This window comes from Streptosporangium sp. NBC_01469 (assembly GCF_036227305.1).
Lineage (GTDB): Bacteria > Actinomycetota > Actinomycetes > Streptosporangiales > Streptosporangiaceae > Streptosporangium.
This window is the reverse complement of sequence record NZ_CP109465.1, coordinates 2,716,388-2,735,360: the sequence shown is the minus strand read 5'-3', so window position 1 is coordinate 2,735,360 and position 18,973 is coordinate 2,716,388. Positions and strand designations below refer to the sequence as shown.

The following is an 18,973-nucleotide window of genomic DNA, read 5'->3' as shown; positions in this document are numbered from 1 at the left end:
CACTTACTTCGAAATTGTCCTGGCGGACGTCGCTCGTGCTCCGCCCGCTGTCGGTCCCTCGGCGGTCACGCGGATCATGTCCCGCGCTCGCACCACTGGGGCCAGGTCAGCCGTTTCGGCTAGTCGACGATCGTGATGCCCATCGACCGGGCGGTGCCGGCGATGATCTTCTCGGCCGCCGCGACGTCGTTGGCGTTGAGGTCCTGCATCTTGGTCTCGGCGATCTGGCGCAGCTGCTCCTTGGTGAGCTTGCCCACCTTGTCCTTCTGCGGGACGGCCGAACCCTTGGCGACACCGGCGGCCTTCTTGATCAGCTCAGGCGCCGGGGGCGTCTTCGTGACGAAGGTGAAGGTGCGGTCCTCGTAGATGGTGATCTCAACGGGGATGATGTTGCCGCGCTGGGCCTCGGTGGCAGCGTTGTACTGCTTCACGAATTCCATGATGTTGACGCCGTGCGGACCGAGGGCGGTACCGACCGGCGGCGCGGGCGTGGCCTGGCCAGCGGGGAGCTGGACCTTGACCAGCGCGGCGAATTTCTTCTTAGGAGGCATGCTTCTCTCCGGGTCCTTGCTTCTCTGAACGATGTTCCAGATCCCCGCGACCGCGGGGCCCACAGCAATTGGACATTGACCAACGCCGCGAACTTGGAACCATCCCCGCGACCGCGGGGCAGACTGATGAAGTCTACGCGACCGGTTTAGATTTTCGAGACCTGGTTGAACGAGAGCTCGACCGGGGTCTCGCGACCGAAGATCGACACGAGCACCTTGAGCTTCTGCGACTCGGCGCTGATCTCGCTGACCGTGGCGGGCAGCGTGGCGAACGGGCCGTCCATGACGGTGACGGACTCGCCGACCTCGAAGTCGACCGTCGCGGCGGAGGCCTTCGCGGTGGACTTCTTGACCTCTTCCGAGGGCTCCGGCGCGAGCAGCTTGGCGACCTCTTCGAGGCTCAGCGGGCTCGGCTTGTTGGAAAGGCCGACGAAACCGGTCACGCCGGGCGTGTTACGCACCGCGGACCACGACTCGTCGGTGAGCTCCATCCGGACCAGCACGTAGCCGGGCAGCACCCGCTCCTTGACCAGCTGGCGCTTGCCGCTCTTGATCTCGGTCACGTGGTGGGTGGGCACCTCGACCTGGAAGATGTAGTCCTCCATGTTGAGGGACTGCGTGCGGGTCTCGATGTTCGACTTCACGCGGTTCTCGTAGCCCGCGTAGGAGTGGATGACGTACCACTCGCCGAACAGGCTCCGCAGGTGCCGCTTGAACTCCTCGACCGGGTCGACGTCGGGAAGGACGTCACCGTCCTCGTCGACGGCGCCGGCCGGGGCCTGCTCGGCCTCGGTTTCGGCGTCGGCGTCGGTCTCGGCGTCGACATCCTGCCCGTCGGACTCGTCAAGCGAATCCTCGGTGACGTCGACGGCCTTCTCCAGCTCGTCCTCGCGCTCTTCGCGGGACTCGCCGGCCGACTGTGCAGACTCGGACACGGTGCTCTTTCTCTTTTCGTCGATGGCTTGTGGACTCGTCCGCAGGACTACTCGCCCGCTGGAGACCGCGGCTCAGGCTCCGCCGAAGATTCTCAGCACGCCCTCGGTGAACAGCGCGTCCAAAGCCGACACGATCCCGACCATGATCAGAACGAAGACCAGGACGATGATGGTGTACGAAATGAGGTCTTTGCGCGTAGGCCAGATGACCTTACGCAGCTCAGCGACCACTTGCCGGTAGAAAAGGGCGGGAGAAGTGCGCTTAGTCTTCTTCTCACCGCTCGGCTTGTCTGCGGTTTCGCCGCGCGTGTCGATCGCCACAGTCCTCACCTGAATCCATCGAGTCCAACGCATGTAAGCGGCGCGCTGGACGCCTGATGCGCGGACCGCTCCTAGCAGGGCACGAGGGACTCGAACCCCCAACCGCCGGTTTTGGAGACCGGTGCGCTACCAATTGCGCTAGTGCCCTAAGACATGAACCACCATACATCGGTTGGACCGAAGTTTGTCCGCGGCTCACGGTCTTGACCGCCGGTTCACGCATGCGGCGGAAAGACCATGCCGGAGTCTACGTGTGAATGGCCACCACGTCGAACCGGTTGACGATCGTCCAGCTCAGAGGCTTTTCCCCGGTGTTCGCACGGCTTGCGGGGATGGCGGGCGCATGGTGGATACCCGGCGGAAACATCGGCACAGGTCTGTAACCATGGAGGTATGACCCGTCCTCGCATCTCAGCGCGCATCTCAGCGATCTCCGAGTCCGCCACGCTCGCCGTGGACGCCAAGGCCAAGGCGATGAAGGCGGCGGGCCGCCCGGTCATCGGCTTCGGCGCCGGTGAGCCGGACTTCGCGACCCCCGGCTACATCGTCGAGGCGGCCGTCGAGGCGTGCGGGAACCCCAGGTTCCACAAGTACACCCCGGCCGGTGGCCTTCCCGAGCTGAAGCAGGCCGTCGCCGACAAGACGCTCCGCGACTCCGGCTACCGGGTGGACGCGGCCCAGGTCCTGATCACCAACGGCGGCAAGCAGGCCGTCTATCAGGCGTTCGCCACGCTGCTCGACCCGGGTGACGAGGTCCTGGTCGTCGCCCCGTACTGGACGACCTACCCCGAGGCGATCAAGCTCGCCGGCGGCGTCCAGGTCGACGTGGTGACCGACGAGACCACCGGCTACCTGGCGAGCGTGGCGCAGCTGGAGGCGGCGCGCACCGACCGCACCAAGGTGCTGCTCTTCGTCTCCCCGTCCAACCCGACCGGCGCGGTGTACACCCCCGAGCAGGTCGCGGAGATCGGCCGCTGGGCCGTCGAGCACGACCTGTGGGTCGTCACGGACGAGATCTACGAGCACCTCACGTACGGCGACGCGACGTTCGCGAGCATCGCCACCGTGGTCCCCGAGCTGGGCGACAAGGTCGTGATCCTGAACGGCGTCGCCAAGACCTACGCGATGACCGGCTGGCGCGTGGGCTGGCTGATCGGCCCCAAGGACGTCGTCAAGGCCGCGACCAACCTGCAGTCGCACGCCACCTCCAACGTCTCCAACGTCGCCCAGGCCGCCGCGCTGGCCGCCGTCACCGGCGACCTGTCGGCCGTGGCGGAGATGCGCGCCGCCTTCGACCGGCGCCGCCGGACCATGGTCCGGATGCTCAACGAGATCCCGGGCGTGCTCTGCCCCGAGCCGCTGGGCGCGTTCTACGCCTACCCGTCGGTCAAGGCGCTGCTGGGCAAGGAGTTCGACGGCAGGCGCCCGGCGACCTCCGCCGAGCTGGCCGAGATCATCCTGGAGGAGGCCGAGGTGGCGGTCGTCCCCGGTGAGGCCTTCGGCACCCCGGGCTACTTCCGCCTGTCCTACGCGCTCGGCGACGACGACCTCGCCGAGGGTGTGAGCCGCCTCGCCAAGTTCCTCGGCCAGGCCGGCTGAGGCTGAGCACGACGGCCTCCCGCCCGGCCGAGCGCGGCCTCCGCACACGCCGGGCGGGGATCCGGCCTCACAGGGCGTGGCCCTCCCCGCACGAGCCGTTCAAGCCGTGCGAACCGGACGGGACCCGCTCTCGCGGGCGTAGGCCTCCGTACGGGCCGGGCGAGGCTCGGGGTCTCACAGGGCCAGGGCCTCCGTGGTCTTCGTGGCCTCCGTACGCGCCGGGGTGAGGCTCAGCCTCGCAGGGCGTAGGCGACGGCGGCCTCGAAGTGGGAGGCCGAGCCCTCGTTGAAGGCCCGCGCGTAGGCGATCTCGCCGATCAGGCACGCGGCGCGGGCCCCGACGGCCTCGCGGAGCGCGGTCATGGTGTCGGCCTCGGTGGCGGGCGGCCCGAAGGTGGTCCAGATGCGCTGCGCGGCGCCCAGGAGCCAGGCGGCGCGGTGGCCGTCGCCCTCGGCGGCGGCGATCCTGGCGAGCTGGTCGATGGCGAGGACGCCGCCGAGCGTGTCCCGCAGCAGCCGTTTGACCTCCAGCGCCGCCCTGGCCGCCGCGGAGGCCTCCGCGAGGTCACCCCGGCCGAAAAGGGCCAGGGAGAGTACGTAGTCGTCCATGGCGCGCTGTGACAGCTCCCCTCGCGCCTCGTGACCCGGGCGTGCCTCGCGCAGGACCCTCACCGCCTCGTCGAAGTCGCCGCCGAACGTGGCGGCCAGGGCGAGGAAGGAGGGCAGGAAGAACGTCCCGGGCGAGGTGGGTCTCAGCCCTGCGGCCACGCGCAGCGCGTACGCCCGCGCGCCCTCCGGGGTCAGGTCGCCGCTGAACAGGCGGGCTTCGGCGAGGGCGAGGAGGGCGTGCGCCTCGGCGTCGCCGTCACCGTGCCGCTGGGCGCTCTCGACGGCCTCCTCGGCCCGGCTGCGCGCCAGGGACATGTCTCCCTGGATGAGCGCGAGATGGGCGGCGACCCAGAGCGGCTGGGACCTGGCCCGGTCGGGGGCGGGGGCGGCGGCCAGGGCCCGGTCGAGATAGTGGCGGCCCTCGCGGACGAGCCCCAGATGGCACCAGAGCACCCACAGGGCCCCGGCCAGTTCCAGGGCGCCGCGGTGGTCGCCCGTGGTGAGGCAGCGGTCGAGGGCCGCGCGGATGTTGGGCAGTTCCCTGTGCGCCCAGCAGGCCCATTCGAGCTGGCACGGGCCACACCATTCGGCGCCCATCCGCCGGGCGGTGGACAGGTAGTGGTCACGGTGCCTGCGGATCATCAGGCCGGCCTCGCCCAGCTCGTTGAGCCAGTCCCGCCCGTAGTCCCTGATGGTGTCGAGCAGGCGGTAGCGGTCACCCACGCGGGCGACGACGGATTTGGACGCGAGTGCCGCGAGGACGCCGGGGACGTCGGGCAGGCGCTCGTCCTCGCACACCCCGCGCGCCGCCTCGGTGTCGAAGGAGGCGGGGAAGATCGACAGGCGTGCCCAGAGCAGGCGTTCCGCTGGTGTGCACAGCTCGTGGCTCCACCCGGCGGCGGTGCGGAGCGTGTGGTGGCGGACGAGGAGTCCCTCGCCGTCGGCCGGCGGCTTGAAGTGGACGTCGAGCTGGTCGGCGAGCTGGGTCGCCGACAGGCCGCGCATGTGGCTGGCGGCCAGCTCGATGGCGAGCGGCATGCCGTCGAGCCTGCGGCAGAGCCTGGCGACGGCCATCATGGCCCGATCGTCCGTACGCAGCCCGGGGGCCACGGCCCTGGCTCGGTCGAGGAAGAGGTTCGGCGCGTCGTGCTCCGCGAGGTCGGCGGCCTCGGGCGGGGGGACGGGGAAGGGATCGACGACCATGACGACCTCCAGCGGCAGGCCGAGCTCCTGGCGGCTGGTCACGATGATCTGGACGTCGGGCGCGCCGGTCAGGACGGCCACGACCATGGCGGCGCAGGAGTCGACCAGGTGCTCGCAGGTGTCGAGGACGATGAGGAGCCGCCGGTCGGCGAGATGCTCGACGAGGGACTCCAGGGCGGGGCGTTCGGCCGGGGTGTGCAGGCCGAACACCCCGGCGACACCGTGGATGAGCAGGCCGCCGTCGGTCTCCGCGGAGAGCTCGGCCACCCAGACGCCGTCGGGGTAGTCGTCGCGGACGTTCCGCGCGGCCCGCAGGGCCAGGCGCGTCTTGCCGACGCCCCCGGGGCCGCGCAGGGTGAGCAGGCGCGTCCGGGTGAGGAGTTTCGCGATCTCGTCGAGCTCGGTGGCGCGGCCGACGAAGCTGTTCATCTCGGCCGGCAGGTTGCCGCAGCGCGTCAAGAAAGGTCCCCCTGAAGTGCGTGTTCCACGGCGTCGCGCAGGCTGATCGAACCTCCTCGCGCCTCCAGCCGGTCGAACTCCGCCCTGCCCATGCGCCCGCGCAGCCTCAACTCGGCCGCGCGGAGCTGGGTCGCGATCATGGGTGAGCGGCTGGGCGGGACATCGGCGCTCCTCCACGCGGCGCGGGACGCCCCGAACATGGTGGCGGCGAAGGTGTCGTCGGCGCGCGCCTCGGCGATCACGACGAACACCTCCAGCGCCTCCATGAGGGAGATGCTGTCGCCGAACAGGCGGGCCCCGCGCAGGGAGCCGCAGGCGGACTCGATGGCGGCGGCGGTGTTGCCGAGGGAGTGCTCGGCCTGGGCCAGGAGGAGGTCGAGGCGGATGAGGGTCCAGTAGTCGCCGCAGGACTCGCAGAGCTCGTGTCCCTCGCGCAGGACGGAGACGGCCTGGTCGTGGTGGTCGGCGAGCATCATGGCGGTGGCGACCACGGTGTAGGTGGGCAGGAAGCCGGGGAAGACGTTGCCGGTGGAGCGGTGGCGTACCCGGGCGTTCTTGATGAGCCGCAGGGCCTCGACCACGTCGCCCCTGACGACGGCCAGGTGGGCCTGGAACTGGCTGACGTAGGCCGTGGCGTAGCCGTCGGCGTCCTCGGCGGCGCATTCGGTGAGGATGCGCTCGGCGCGTTCGAGGTCGCCGCGCTGGATCGAGACCCAGGCGTGCACCCACAGGGCCTTGACCCGCTCGGGGCTGGGGGTGTGATCGAGGTCGAGGCCGCGCTGGAGGAGGTCGTCGCCGGGTGCCTGCATGCCGCAGCACGCCCACAGGAACCACAGGTTGCCGACCAGGTCGAGGCCCCTGCGGTATTCGGGCGGCCGGGAGTAGCAGTATTCGATGGCGCCGCGCATGTTGCCGCATTCGAGGACCAGCCTGCGGTACCACTCAAGTTGGCGACCCTGCCAGCTCATCTCGGCGCGGGCGGACAGGGCGAGGAAGTGGTCGCGGTGGCGGCGCTGGATCTCGTCGGTCTCGCCGAGCCGGTCGAGCCAGACCACGCCGAACTCGCGGACGGTGTTGAGCAGGCGGTAACGGACCCCGCCCTCGCCCTCCTCGCGGACAAGGACGGACTTGTCGAGCAGGCCGAGCAGCCCGTCGAGGACGTCCTTGACGGCGAGGGCGCCGCCGGCGCAGACCTCCTCGGCGGCCTCGATGTCGAAGGTGCCGGCGAAGACCGAGGCCCGCGCCCACAGGAGGCGCTCCTGCGGGGTGCAGAGTTCGTGGCTCCAGCCGAGGGCGACGCGCATGGAGCTGTGCCGCCGGGGAGCGGCGGCCTGCCCGCGCGGGGTGGCGCCGGCCCTCTCTGCGTGGATCTCGCGCTCGGCCGCGGGGATCGTACGGCCTTCGAGGGCGGCCGCGAGCTCGTCGGGGGAGGTCACGTGGCCGTCGAAGGCGGCGAGCCCGGCGGTGGAGATCGGGCGGCCGTCGAGGGCGGCGGCGAGTTCGTCGAGGGTGCCGGGGCCTCCGGGGGTGTCGTCGGCCACGGCGAGCCGGATCGCCAGCGGCAGGTTGTCGAGGCGCCTGCAGAGCTCGACCGGGTCGATGTCGCCGAACCTGTCACCGGCGAGGGCGGTGATCAGACGGACGGCGTCGGTGTCGGGCAGGCCGCCGACCGGGTAGAGGTGCTCTCCGGGCAGGCCCAGCCGCTGCCTGCTGGTGGTCAGGACGCGCAGTCCCTCGACCGAGCGCAGCAGCAGGCCGACCAGAATGCCCGTGGCGCCGACGACGCGGTCGCAGGTGTCGAGGACGAGCAGGGTCCGGCGCGTGAGGAATTCGTCGACCAGGGTCCGCAGCGCGGGGGTGCCCGGCCTGTGGTGGGCGCCGATCGCGCCGGCGAGCGTCTCGGCCAGGGAGTCGAGGTCGGCGGGCGCCTCCGACAGCTCCACGACGTGGACGCCGCCGGGGAACGCGGGTTCGAGGGTGCGGGCCAGCCGCAGGGCGAGGCAGGTCTTCCCGACCCCGGCGGGGCCGGTCAGCGTGACGTGCCGGACCCTTTCGAGCAGCGCGGACACGTCGGCGAGTTCTGTTTCCCTGCCGACGAAGACGTCTGCTTCCATGACAGCCCCAGCGTCCTGACAACGTGTGCCTCCACGGTCGCACGGAGACATGGTCCGCTGAAAGCCCGTTTCCTAAATTTCCTCGATATAACGGGGGATGGGATATGGGCGGGTGTGCGGTGAACCCGAGGTCGCCTGCCCGAAATAACACCTGAAAACCTATAAACAGCTAATTGGGAAAAGTCGCGGAAAACGCCGGGAAGGGTGAGCGGGGGCTCCAGCTGCGGAGGCGGCTCGGACGGCCTCTCCCGCTCCCCCACTCTCCCGCATCCCGGCGAGCGGCGCCTCCGGATCCCGCGAGCGGCGCCTCCGGATCCCGGCGAGCGGCGCCTCCGGCCTCACCCGGTGGGGGCGGTTCTCTCCGCCTCTTCACGCGCCGCTCGTCGAGGATCTCCGGTCTCACCCGGTGGGGGCGACTCCCTCGGCGACCTTTCTGATCTCGGGCTTGGCCCTGTCACCGAGTTCCTTCTCGTAGCCCGGGCTCATCATGACCTGGACGACGAGCCCCTTGCGCACCGCCCAGACGAGCGTGAGCGTACGACCCTCCTCGATCCGGAAGGCCTCCATGGGGGCGAGATAGGCGTTCCGGCCGCCGACCTTGAGTAACTCGGCGCCCTGCCTGCCGTAGTTCTTCATCCGCTTGGACATCTGCGCGGCGGCGTCGCCCCTGAAGACCATGGCCTGGATGGCGTAGGCCCCATCCTCCACGTCGGACCGCCGCCACGAGGTGGAGTAGCTGGTCGTTCCGAAAGCATTCTTCACCGACCATTTCCCCCACACCAGTTCCTCGGGCAGGTAGCCGAACCTGACACCGCCGAACGCGCGCCCGTCTCCCAGGTCGCCGAGGTCCTGCGGCATGGGGGCCTTCCGGAGGCCGCTGTCGGGCGAGGACGTCGGGGACGGGGAGAACTCGCCGGCCGTCACCAGCCTCACCGTGGATCCCTGGGCGGCGCTCTCCCCCGGGGGGGGCGTCTGCGTGACCACCAGGCTCTCGCCCTCAGTGCCCTCAGCGCCGTCCGTACCGCCCTCGACGGTCACCGCGAACCGCGCCTCCTCCAGGATCGCCCTGGCCTCGGCCACGGTCAGCTTGAGGACGGACGGCACCTTCACCCGCGGAACGACCCCGGCCCTGGCGTCGGAGCCCTGCTGTGCCGCCGATGCCGCCGGGCCACCCGTGGCGGGCTGCGAGCCCGCGTTCAGCGCCACGTACGAGGGCACGGCCGCGGCGACGGCGGCGGTGACCAGGGCGGCGCCCGCGGTGCGGACCCGGATCCGCCGGGCGCGGTGGCGGCGGCGAATCGCCGTACCCATCGTGGCGGGCGCCCGCACGCTCGCGACGTGCTCCCCCATGGCCTCGGACAGCTCCTGCTCCAGCCTCATCCCATCACTCCTTCCAGCGTGCCCATTCGCTCACGAATCCTGGCCAGCCCCCGTGCGGCCTGGCTCTTCACGGTCCCCGCCGAGCAGCCCATCAGCGCGGCGGTCTCGGTCTCCGACAGGTCCTCCCAGTAGCGCAGCACCAGCACCGCGCGCATCCGCGCGGGCAGCCTGCGCAGTTCCGCCAGCAGCGCGTCCCGCAGGTCCACGTCCGGCGCGTCGACCGGGGTGTCGGGAGGGCGGGCGAAGGTGATCTCCTGGATCACCCTGCGACGCCGGGAGGCGCTGATCGCGGCGTTGACCACGATCCTGCGGGCGTAGGACTCGGGATTGTCGTGCCGGACACGGCTCCAGTGCCGGTAGATCTTCTCCAGCGCGTTCTGGACCAGGTCCTCGGCGTCGTGCGACGACGCGCCGCAGACCAGGATCGCGGTGCGCAGCAACGCCGTACTTCGTGCGGCCAGGAACTCGTCGAAGGCCGCCTCGTCTTCTTCCGTCATCAGCGAGGTCCCCTTTCGCCCTCCCCAACGCGCGAACGGACCGTCAGGTTGAGACCAAAAACACCGGGGCCGCCGATCGGTGCCACCGAAGGTACGGCACCATATTGAAATGCCACGTCCCCTCAGCGAACTGCCCAAGGCTCACCTGCACCTGCACTTCACCGGCTCCATGCGGCACTCGACCCTCGTCGAGCTCGCCCGCGAGCACGGGTTACACCTTCCCGACGCGCTCGAGGAGGACTGGCCGCCCCGGCTGCGCGCGACCGACGAGCGGGGCTGGTTCCGCTTCCAGCGGCTGTACGACATCGCGCGCTCGGTGCTGCAGCGGGAGAGCGACGTCTACCGGCTGCTGCGCGAGGCCGCCGAGGACGAGGCCGCCGAGGGGTCGGGCTGGCTGGAGATCCAGATCGACCCGTCCGGGTACGCGTCGAAGTTCGGCGGGCTCACCTCGGCCATGGAGCTGATGCTCGACGCGGCGCGCAGGGCGGCGGACCACGCGGGGATAGGGATCGCGGTCGTGGTGGCCGCCAACCGCACCCGGCACCCCCTCGACGCCAAAACGCTCGCCCGCCTCGCCACGCACTACATGGACCAGGGCGTGGTGGGGTTCGGGCTCTCCAACGACGAGCGGCGCGGCCGGGCCCGCGACTTCGACGGGGCCTTCCGGCTGGCCAAGCGTGCCGGGCTGCTGGCGGTGCCGCACGGCGGGGAGCTGCTGGGCGCGGCCAGCGTGGCCGAGTGCGTCGACGTGCTGGACGCCGACCGGGTCGGGCACGGGGTGCGGGCGGCCGAGTCGCCGAGGCTCATGGAGCGCCTCGCGGCGCGGGGAATCACATGCGAGGTCTGCCCGACGTCCAACGTCGGCCTCGGGGTGGCCGAGCGCGCCGAGGACGTACCGTTGCGGCGCCTGTTCGAGGCGGGGGTGCCGATCGCGCTGGGCGCCGACGACCCGCTGCTCTTCGGCGCCAGGCTGCTGCCCCAGTACGAGCTCGCCAGGCAGGTGTACGGCTTCTCCGACCCGGAGCTGGCCGAGCTGGCCCGCCAGTCGGTACGGGCGTCGGCGGCTCCGGACGATGTGCGCAAGGAGCTCCTCCAGGGGATCGACGACTGGCTGGCGTCGGCGGGCTGAGCGGACGACCTCCAACTCCTGGCACGCCACGCGACATGCAGGCCGACGAGGTGTCCGGCCGCATCGGCGGACCGAGCGGGCGATCTGCGATTCCAGCACGTCCGGCCCGCGTCGGATCCAGCGGGCGATCTCCGGCCTGCGTCAGCGAACCGAGCGGGCGATCTCCAGGGCGCGGCCGAGTTCCTCGACGCCCTCCAGGCGCAGGCCGACCCGCCCCCGCTGCCAGATGAGGGTGGGCCCGGCCGGGCGGGGGCGGACCGCGGCCTCGCCGCCACCCCTGGGCAGGTAGGTCAGGCCGTGGTGGGCCGGAATCCACTGCGCCTTCGCGGCGCCCACGCCGGTCTCCTCCGGCCAGGGCGGGCCCAGGTCCTTGCGGAAGACGAGCTGGAGGCCGCCGTCGTACTCGTCCAGCCTGAGACCGGGCCAGAACAGCGACACCACCCTGCCGCCGTCACTCACCCTGACCTCGGCGGGATCGCCGAGCGCGGCCGGGATCGAGATCGGGAACGCCACCTGTTCCCGTGCCTGCTCCAGGGTGACCCGCCGCTCGCCGGGCAGCGGCAGGGGAACCCCCGACGGCAGCGGCCCGGGATCGCCGATCCTGAGCTCGACCCCCGCGAAGCGCAGGATCTCCGCGACCGCCGCCCTTCCCGCGGGCGTCGCCCCCAGGAACAGGGCGACGAGGATCGCGACGGCGGCGACCACCGCCCGCCGCCGCGCCCGGCCGCCGTCCCGCAGCGCCTCCCACGCGCGCCGGAGCGCGCCGGGACCGCCCGGGACTGCGGGCGCCTCGGGGGCGCGGGTCTCGGGCGCGGGGCTCACGGGCGCGGGGCTCACGGGCGCCGGGGCCTCGGGGGCGAGTCGTGGTTCGAGGCGGGCCCGTACGGACCGCGCGACGTCGGCGGGAGGCGGGGACGGGACGTCGAGGGACTCACCGAGGGCGAGGAGCCGGGCTTCGAGGTCGTCAGATGAGGTCACGGGCCACCTCCTCGCGCAGACGGGCCAGGCCGCGGGAGGTCCGCGACTTGACGGTACCGACGGGAAGGTCGAGCACCTGGGCGGTCTCGGCCTCCGACAGCTGCAGGAAATACCGGCAGACCACGGTCTCGCGTTCCCGTTCGGGCAGCGTACGCACCGCGTCGAGGAGCCGCGCCCGCCGGTCGGTCGCGACGGACGCCTCCTCGGGTCCCTCGCCCGGTGTGGGAACGGCCTCGGTGAGCCGCGCGGTCAGCCTGTCGCGGCGCCCACGGGAGCGGGTCAGGTTGTGCGTCTCGTTGGCCACGATCCGCAGCAGCCAGGGGCGGAAGTGCGCGTCCCTGCGGAAGGAGCCCAGGTGGCGGTACGCCTTGACGAACGCCTCCTGGACCACGTCCTCGGCCTCGTCGGCGGCCCCGAGCATGGCCGCGGTGCGGTGCGCGAGCACGCTGTAGCGGGCGACCAGCACCTCATAGGCGTCCAGGTCACCGGCGAGCGATCGGGTGATCGCCTCGTCGTCGTCCGTCGGGGGCTCCTTCGCGGATGTCGTGAGAGATTCCACCGCATATGAGCCCTTTGCGGAAGCCCTCGTCTGCGGGCGTGACCGGAACCCCCCGCCGGGGTGTCCCCGCCGGAGGATGTGGACGCGGTGCCCGGAACGCGGTGTCCGGAAGAGGGCGGCGGGCGGGACGCCCAACGTGAGGGAGGCGGGCAGGACGCCCGGGAGAAGGGAGGCGGGAGCCGTCAGTGGAGGGCGTAGGCGACCGCCGCGTCCGGGTCGGCCTCGTAGCCCTCGGCGAAGGCCGCGTCGTAGGTCTCGTCGCCGAGCAGCTGCCTGGCCGTCCGCTCGGCGACGGTCCGCGGCTCGGACATGCCCCCCGAGCCGAAGCCCTTGAGCCCGAAGGTGGCCCACAGCCGTACCCCCACCCCCTGGAGCCTGGCCGTGCGGCGACCGTCGCCCTCGACCGCGGCGATCACCGCGAGCTGGTCGACCGCCAGTGCCACGCCGGTGGCGTCGCGCAGGCGCCACTTGACGTCGAGCGACTGCCGGGCGGCCTCCGCGGCCTCGGCCACCCGGCCGAGGCCCAGCTGGGCGATGGACAGGACGTAGTCGCCGCAGGCGCGGGCCCAGCGCTCGCCGCGCGCGTCGCAGAGCCGCTGCACCTCCTTGAGCACGGAGACGGCCCTGTGGAACTCGCCGCGCCAGGTGACCGCCGTCGCCGCGGTCACCAGGGCGAGGGGTTCGCTGACGGTGGCGGCCTCGGCGCGGCGGAAGTACTCGCGTACGAGCTCCACGCAGGGTTCGACGTCCTCCAGGGCGCCGGAGCGCAGGGAACTGCAGGCCAGCCGGAGCTGGGCGTGCCCGGCCGCCGCGTAGTCACCCCAGTCGAGGGCCGCGGACAGTGCCGCCTCCGCCCGGCGCCGGCCCACCTCCAGCTCTCCCTGCGCGATCGCCACGCAGCCGTCGGCCCACAGGAGCCTGGGCAGCCCGGGATCGGTGACGGGGGCCGCCTCGATCGCCCGCGCCATGTGGTAGCGGCCCTCGTTCAGCCGGCCCAGGCAGAACCAGAGGATCCAGAGCGTTCCCGCGAGCTCGACGGACGTCGGGGAGGCGGGGTCGAGGGCGAGGCGGAGGTCGGTCATGGAGAAGGCGAGCCTGGCGGCCCACTCCTCCTGCCCCGGGCCGTACCAGTCGGCCTCGGCCCTGCGTGCCAGGTCGAGGTAGTGGTAGCGGTGCCGCTGCGCCAGCCGGGCCCCGTCGCCGAGCAGGGCGAGCCGCTCCCTGCCGTAGTCCCTGACCGTGGCGGGCTGCCGGTAGCCGCCGGGCACGGGGATCAGGAGAAACCTCTTCGCCAGGCTCGCCAGCAGGCCCGGTACGTCGCCCAGCTGCTCGTCGCCGCACACCCACTCGGCGGCGGCCGTGTCGAAGCCTCCCGCGAAAACCGAGAGCCTGGCCCAGAGCAGGCGCTCCCCCGGGTCGCACAGCTCGTGGCTCCGGCCGATCGCGGCGCGCACGATCCGGTGGCGGGGAGTCGGTGTCCAGCCGGAGGGGACCTCGAAGCGGTCCTCCAGGTGGTCGGCGAGCCGCTCCAGCGGCAGGGACCCCAGCCATCCGGCGGCCAGCTCGACGGCGAGCGGTACGCCGTCCAGCCGACGGCAGATCCTGGCCGCGGCCGCCATACCGGCCTCGGTCGTCTCCAGGCCGGGCACCACGGTCCCGGCCCGGTCGAGGAAGAGCCGCAGCGCGTCGTTCTCCTCCGCGTCTCGCGTCCCCGTACCCTCCGGGGCCGCGTCCCTCGTCCGCCGGCCCCTCGGGGCGGGTGCCTCGAGGGGCTCGACGGGGAGCAGCGCCTCCTGCGGCAACCCGAGCGGCCGGTGGGAGGTCGCGATGATCCGTACGCCGGGCGCCGCCGCCAGGATCTCCGCGACGAGGTCGCGGCAGGCGGGCAGGAGGTACTCGCAGGCGTCGAGGATCAGCAGGAGTCTCCTGCTCGCGAGGAACTCGACGAGCGTCCCGGTCTGCGACCGCGCGGACCGCTCCGGGAGCCCGAGGACGGCCGCGACCGTGTGGGCGAGCAGATCGCCGTTGCGCTCGCCGGAGAGCTCCACCAGCCAGGTGCCGTCCGGGTGGTGCTCCTGGCACTCCCGCGCGGCCCTGACCGCGATTCGTGACTTGCCGATGCCGCCGACACCGGTGACCGTGGTCAGCGGCGTGTCGGCCAGGAGCTTCAGCAGCCGTCGCACCTCGCCTTCCCTGCCGATGAGGCCGTTCGTCTCCGCGGGCAGGTTCCCGCGCCACCACTGGGTCTGTTCCATCGATTCGCGCTCCTTTTTTTCCACTCACCGGGAATCGCACCCTTTCCAAATCACGAACCGGTCGGACCGCCATTTCCGAGGGGGGTTTCCTTGTCCTCCGGTGCAAATCTCACCGCCGGGTCGAGGTCGAACTTCCTCCGTACGGCGTGAAGCGCGGAAATGCTGGTGCTTTATGGCTGATTCGGCGGAGCCGGTAATCGGGGCGGGGACGGGGGGCGTATCGCCCGCCGAGTCCCGCCGGCGCTCGTCGTGAACTCGCCGTAAGAGCGCTCGTCGCGGAGGGGCGGCACCGGCCGTGAGGCGTTTGAGGGGTCGCCGTGAGGGAAGCGCCACTAGACTCTGGCTGTCCCTGGCCGCGGCCTCGCCCCGGCCTTTCCGTAAGCGAGCTGGACGGAACCGCATGTCTGGGTATGACCGCGTAGTGCAACCCGCGGCCGGTGACGAGGCCCTGGAGAACCACCTGGGTGGGGACGAGGCCAAGAACTACCGGCAGTACGAGCTCGACATGGTCGCCCCGCACGTGGGCCGGTCCATGCTGGAGATCGGCTCCGGGCTGGGCCACTTCGCCGAGGCCTTCCTGCCCCGCCTCGACCGGCTGGTGGTCAGCGATTTCGACCCCTACTGCGTGGAGCAGCTGGAGAAGCGTTTCGAGGGCCGCGACGACATCGACGTGCTCCAGTTCGGCCTGCCGACCGAGATCCCGATCGGTGAGAAGGTCGACACCGTCGTGATGATGAACGTCCTGGAGCACATCGAGGACGACGTCGAGGCCCTGCGCTCGCTCGCCAGGGTCACCCTCCCCGGCGGCCGGATCGTCATCTGGGTGCCCGGCTACATGCAGCTGTACGGAGACTTCGACCGCAAGGTCGGCCACGTCACCCGCTACACCCCCGCCACCCTGCGCAGCACGGTCTCCAAGGCGGGCCTGGACATCGACGTGCTCAAGCCGATCAACTTCCTGGGCGGCATCGCCTGGTGGGCCGCTGTCCGCCGCGGGGGCGTCGGCTACCCCGATCCCCGCCTGGTCAAGATCTACGACCGTACGGTGGTGCCGCTGACCCGCCTCATCGAGCGCTTCGTCCGCCCGCCGTTCGGGCAGACCGTCTTCTGCGTCGCCCGCGTGCCCAAGTAACCCGCACACCCGCGTCAACCCGCGCGGTGCGGCTCCCGGATCTCCGGGGCGGCACCGCGCGCGGCTTTTCCGGGACCTTCACAGTCGGGACCTTCACAGTCGGGGCTCCCACGGTCGAGCATGGCCGAACATGGTCGAGGCCCTCACTTTCAAGGCTCTCATGGAATTCCCAGGATCCTCCTTCAAAGATCACAGCCCGGGACGATTGCCTGATCGACGTCTCCCCGTCGGGAGGCGTTCCCGGAAGGACCACCATGAAGAGGAAACTGGCACTCGGCGCCGCGGCCATTACGGCGTCGATCATGCTGACGGGCTCCACCGCCTGGGCGACCGACACGGCTCCCCCGGTGCCGACCGGCGTGACCGCCATCGCCGACCAGCTGCTCAAGGCCGACTCCACGCTTCGCGGACCGAGGCTGCGCTCCCACTACAACCTGTGGGTGGTCGGCATCCACGGACGGGCCACCGTCAGGGACAAGGGTGCGAAGTTCATCGAGTACACCTGGCAGCGAGGCGTGATCACCGCCAAGGGCGAGAACAAGCTGACCGTCAAGAGCAAGGACGGCCTCGTCTGGAACTGGAACCTCGACACGTCCACGAGGATCCGCAGGATCGGCGTCCGCGCCGACCTGACCAAGCTGGTCGTCGGTGACGGGGTCTTCGTGATCGGCGTCCCCACCTCGACCGACCCGACGGCCGCCGCGGTGTTCGTGCCGCGTAACCGCGCCCTCCTGGACCCGCCGGCCACCACCCCCGCTCCCACGCCGGGAAGCTGACCGGGGACCCCGGAGGCCTGGCGGAAGCTGACCGTGAAGCGGTGGGGTCACCGAGATGCGCCGGGATTCCACCGCTTCGCGGCGGCCTTCGATTAAGGACTAACAGCTACGAACTGGGACGAAACCCGGGTCAGTAGGCAAGAATGGGGCCTCCATGAATGAGCGCACCATCCTCGTCGTCGAGGACGACCCCAACATCCGTGACATCGTCGAGGTCGCCCTGCGCTTCCACGGCTTCGGGGTGAAGGGCGTGGCGACCGGCGGGGAGGCCCTCGCCGCGGTGGAGGGCGTTCCCCCCGCGCTGATCGTGCTCGACGTGATGCTCCCCGACGTCGACGGCTTCGAGGTGTGCCGGAGGATCAGGACCGCGGGCCTGCACACCCCGGTGATCTTCCTGACGGCCAGGGACACCTCCACCGACACCGTGCGCGGCCTCACCCTGGGCGGCGACGACTACGTCACCAAGCCCTTCTCGGTCGAGGCCCTCGTCGCCCGCGTGCGGGCGGTGCTCCGCAGGACGACCGTCTCCGACGACCCGGGCGGGACGCTCCGGGTGGCGGACCTGGAGCTCGACGAGGCGCGCTGGGAGGCGCGGCGGGCCGGAGTCACACTGGACCTCTCCCCCACCGAGTTCCGGCTGCTCGCCTTCCTGATGGAACATCCCGGCCTGGTCCTGACGAAGCGCCAGCTGCTGGAGCACGTCTGGGGCTACGGGGGTTCGTCGCAGGTCGTCGAGACGTACATCTCCTACCTGCGCCGCAAGCTCGACCCGCTCGGCCCGCCGCTGATCCACACCCAGCGCGGGGTCGGTTACGCGCTGCGCCCGCCCCAGAGCGCCTGATGTCGCTCAGGGCACGGCTGCTCGCCGGCCTGCTCGCGGTGAGCACGGTCCTGCTGGTGATGCTGTCCATCGTGAGCGTCCTCGTCCTGCGCGGGCACCTGATGGAAAGGCTCGACGGGCAGCTGCGGGCGGCCACCGCGACCGCCGCCAAGCGGATCGTCGCCGCCCCCGGCGGCCAGCTCGCGCAGACCCTGACCGGGTCCACCTACGCCGTGGCCGCGATGAACCTCACCTCGGGCCGGGCCAGGCTCGTCAACGGGGACGCGCCCGCCGCCGCGACCGTACCGCAGCTGGTGGAGGCGCTCGGTGTCGCCCGGCTGAGGGCCCAGGCCGAGAGCGGGGAGGCGTTCACCCTCGACACGGTGGGCGACCAGCGCATGATCGCACGGGTGGCCGAGGCCAGGCAGGGCAACCGGCTGGTGGTCGTCGCCGTCCCGCTGGAGTCCGTCGAGGCCCCGATCCGCCGGCTCGTCATCGCCGAGCTGCTCACCGGCGGCGCGCTGATCCTGGTGCTGGCGCTCGCGGGCCGCGCCCTGATCACCAGGGGTCTCTCGCCGCTGGCCAGGATCGCCGGGGCGGCGTACCACATGGCCGGGGAGGGCGACCTGTCGGTCCGCATGCCCGAGGGGCCCTCGGAGGTCGGGCGGATCGGCACGGCCGTGAACCTGCTGCTCGACCGGATCGCGGGAGCCTTCAGAGATCGGTGGGCGTCGGAGGAGCGCGTCCGCCGCTTCGCCGCGGACGCCTCGCACGAGCTGCGGACCCCGCTGTCCACCATCCGGGGGTACGCCGAGCTCTACCGGACCGGGGCGCTGCGCGCCGAGGACATGCCCAGGATCATGGGCAGGATCGAGGACGAGGCCACCCGGATGGGTGATCTCGTCAGCCAGATGCTCGACCTCGCCCGGCTGGACAGGAACGCCGGGCTCCAGCCCACGGAGACCGATCTGGCCTCGGTGGCGCGTGACGTGAGCGCGGACTGCACGGCCATCGAGCCGGAGTCGCTGATCGTCGTCGACGCCCCGGAGTCGCTGACCGTCATCGCCGACGAGGCCAGGATCCGGCAGATCCTGGTCAACCTCCTGGCGAACGTGCGGGCGCACACGCCCGCGGGGACCACGGCCACCGTACGGGTCGAGCGGCGGTCACACGGCGGCGCGCTGATCGAGGTCTCCGACGACGGCCCCGGGATGTCCGCCGAGCAGGTGGACAGGGCCTTCGACCGCTTCCACCGGGGCGGGGAGCGGCTGCCCGACGGCGCCGGGCTGGGGCTGTCGATCGTCAAGGCGATCACCGACGCGCACGGGGGCGGCTGCTGGATCACCTCGGTCCCCGGCGAGGGCACCCGCGTTCACGTCGAGCTTCCCGAGCGTCCCGCCCCGGCGGGACCGGCCGGTTTCGCCGCCTGAGATCAGCCGTTTCACCGTGGGAGTTCCGGCGGGACCGGCCGGTTTCGCGGTCCGGGGTCGGCCGGGGTCAGCCGTTTCACCGTGGGGATCCCGGCGGGACCGGCCGGTTTCGCCAGGTGATCACCGCCGGTCCCACCGGTCCGGCGTGCTCCGGAGAAGGCGGCGAACAAATGGGTTGCGCGCCTCGGCGGGGGCGTCATATGTTCGTCCGCATGTGGATTAACTCC

At 71.5% G+C, this 18,973-nt stretch carries 16 protein-coding genes and 1 tRNA gene; 6 read left to right on the top strand and 11 right to left on the bottom strand.

Translation table 11 applies throughout. The annotated features are described in order from the left end of the window. Positions 1-119: 119 nt before the first annotated feature. The 4 genes from rplK to OG587_RS12525 all read right to left on the bottom strand — a co-directional run bounded on the left by rplK (position 120) and on the right by OG587_RS12525 (position 1,955). A complete protein-coding gene (rplK, locus tag OG587_RS12540) occupies positions 120-551 on the bottom strand; it encodes a 50S ribosomal protein L11 (protein ID WP_329089910.1) in 432 nt (143 codons plus the stop codon). 146 nt (positions 552-697) lie between these two features. Further along, positions 698-1,486 (bottom strand): transcription termination/antitermination protein NusG, encoded by a 789-nt coding sequence (gene nusG / locus OG587_RS12535; RefSeq protein WP_329089908.1) that lies wholly within the window; start codon positions 1,484-1,486, stop codon positions 698-700. A 72-nt stretch (positions 1,487-1,558) separates the two neighbouring features. After that, on the bottom strand, positions 1,559-1,807 hold the full coding sequence (gene secE, locus OG587_RS12530) for a preprotein translocase subunit SecE (protein WP_329089906.1): 249 nt from the start codon (positions 1,805-1,807) through the stop codon (positions 1,559-1,561). Between the two features lie 75 nt (positions 1,808-1,882). Then, a tRNA-Trp gene (locus tag OG587_RS12525) sits at positions 1,883-1,955 on the bottom strand. Positions 1,956-2,200: 245 nt separating this feature from the next. Between OG587_RS12525 and OG587_RS12520 the strand changes: the two genes are divergently transcribed. Beyond that, entirely contained in the window at positions 2,201-3,406 is a 1,206-nt protein-coding gene (locus tag OG587_RS12520) for a pyridoxal phosphate-dependent aminotransferase (RefSeq protein WP_329089904.1), read from the top strand. Positions 3,407-3,636: 230 nt separating this feature from the next. On the opposite strand, the gene OG587_RS12515 is transcribed toward OG587_RS12520, so the two are convergent. The 4 genes from OG587_RS12515 to OG587_RS12500 all read right to left on the bottom strand — a co-directional run bounded on the left by OG587_RS12515 (position 3,637) and on the right by OG587_RS12500 (position 9,667). Beyond that, positions 3,637-5,646, bottom strand: coding sequence for an ATP-binding protein (locus tag OG587_RS12515; protein ID WP_329089902.1), 2,010 nt, complete (start codon positions 5,644-5,646; stop codon positions 3,637-3,639). 26 nt (positions 5,647-5,672) lie between these two features. After that, positions 5,673-7,790, bottom strand: coding sequence for an ATP-binding protein (locus OG587_RS12510; RefSeq protein ID WP_329089900.1), 2,118 nt, complete (start codon positions 7,788-7,790; stop codon positions 5,673-5,675). A 399-nt stretch (positions 7,791-8,189) separates the two neighbouring features. Next, a complete protein-coding gene (locus tag OG587_RS12505) occupies positions 8,190-9,170 on the bottom strand; it encodes a PASTA domain-containing protein (protein WP_329089898.1) in 981 nt (326 codons plus the stop codon). Beyond that, positions 9,167-9,667 carry a SigE family RNA polymerase sigma factor gene (locus OG587_RS12500; protein WP_329089896.1) on the bottom strand — a complete coding sequence of 167 codons (501 nt, stop codon included), beginning with the start codon at positions 9,665-9,667 and terminating at the stop codon, positions 9,167-9,169. Before OG587_RS12500 ends, OG587_RS12505 begins: the two co-directional genes overlap by 4 nt. Positions 9,668-9,776: 109 nt before the next feature. Between OG587_RS12500 and OG587_RS12495 the strand changes: the two genes are divergently transcribed. Then, positions 9,777-10,796, top strand: a complete 1,020-nt coding sequence (locus OG587_RS12495; RefSeq protein WP_329089893.1) for an adenosine deaminase — start codon at positions 9,777-9,779, stop codon at positions 10,794-10,796. A gap of 141 nt (positions 10,797-10,937) precedes the next feature. Here OG587_RS12495 and OG587_RS12490 read toward each other — a convergent pair whose 3' ends face one another. The 3 genes from OG587_RS12490 to OG587_RS12480 all read right to left on the bottom strand — a co-directional run bounded on the left by OG587_RS12490 (position 10,938) and on the right by OG587_RS12480 (position 14,588). Then, entirely contained in the window at positions 10,938-11,774 is an 837-nt protein-coding gene (locus OG587_RS12490) for a hypothetical protein (protein ID WP_329089891.1), read from the bottom strand. Beyond that, positions 11,761-12,333 (bottom strand): RNA polymerase sigma factor, encoded by a 573-nt coding sequence (locus tag OG587_RS12485; protein WP_329089889.1) that lies wholly within the window; start codon positions 12,331-12,333, stop codon positions 11,761-11,763. Before OG587_RS12485 ends, OG587_RS12490 begins: the two co-directional genes overlap by 14 nt. Positions 12,334-12,515: 182 nt before the next feature. Continuing rightward, positions 12,516-14,588, bottom strand: coding sequence for an ATP-binding protein (locus OG587_RS12480; protein WP_329089887.1), 2,073 nt, complete (start codon positions 14,586-14,588; stop codon positions 12,516-12,518). 400 nt (positions 14,589-14,988) lie between these two features. Between OG587_RS12480 and OG587_RS12475 the strand changes: the two genes are divergently transcribed. The 4 genes from OG587_RS12475 to OG587_RS12460 all read left to right on the top strand — a co-directional run bounded on the left by OG587_RS12475 (position 14,989) and on the right by OG587_RS12460 (position 18,746). Further along, positions 14,989-15,720: a class I SAM-dependent methyltransferase gene (locus OG587_RS12475; RefSeq protein ID WP_329089885.1), complete on the top strand. Its 732-nt coding sequence runs from the start codon at positions 14,989-14,991 to the stop codon at positions 15,718-15,720. Positions 15,721-15,974: 254 nt separating this feature from the next. Further along, complete coding sequence (locus OG587_RS12470; protein WP_329089884.1) at positions 15,975-16,496, top strand: hypothetical protein; 522 nt, start codon at positions 15,975-15,977, stop codon at positions 16,494-16,496. Positions 16,497-16,650: 154 nt separating this feature from the next. Further along, positions 16,651-17,337: a response regulator transcription factor gene (locus OG587_RS12465; RefSeq protein ID WP_329089880.1), complete on the top strand. Its 687-nt coding sequence runs from the start codon at positions 16,651-16,653 to the stop codon at positions 17,335-17,337. Then, positions 17,337-18,746, top strand: coding sequence for a sensor histidine kinase (locus tag OG587_RS12460; protein ID WP_329089878.1), 1,410 nt, complete (start codon positions 17,337-17,339; stop codon positions 18,744-18,746). Before OG587_RS12465 ends, OG587_RS12460 begins: the two co-directional genes overlap by 1 nt. Positions 18,747-18,973: the final 227 nt, after the last annotated feature.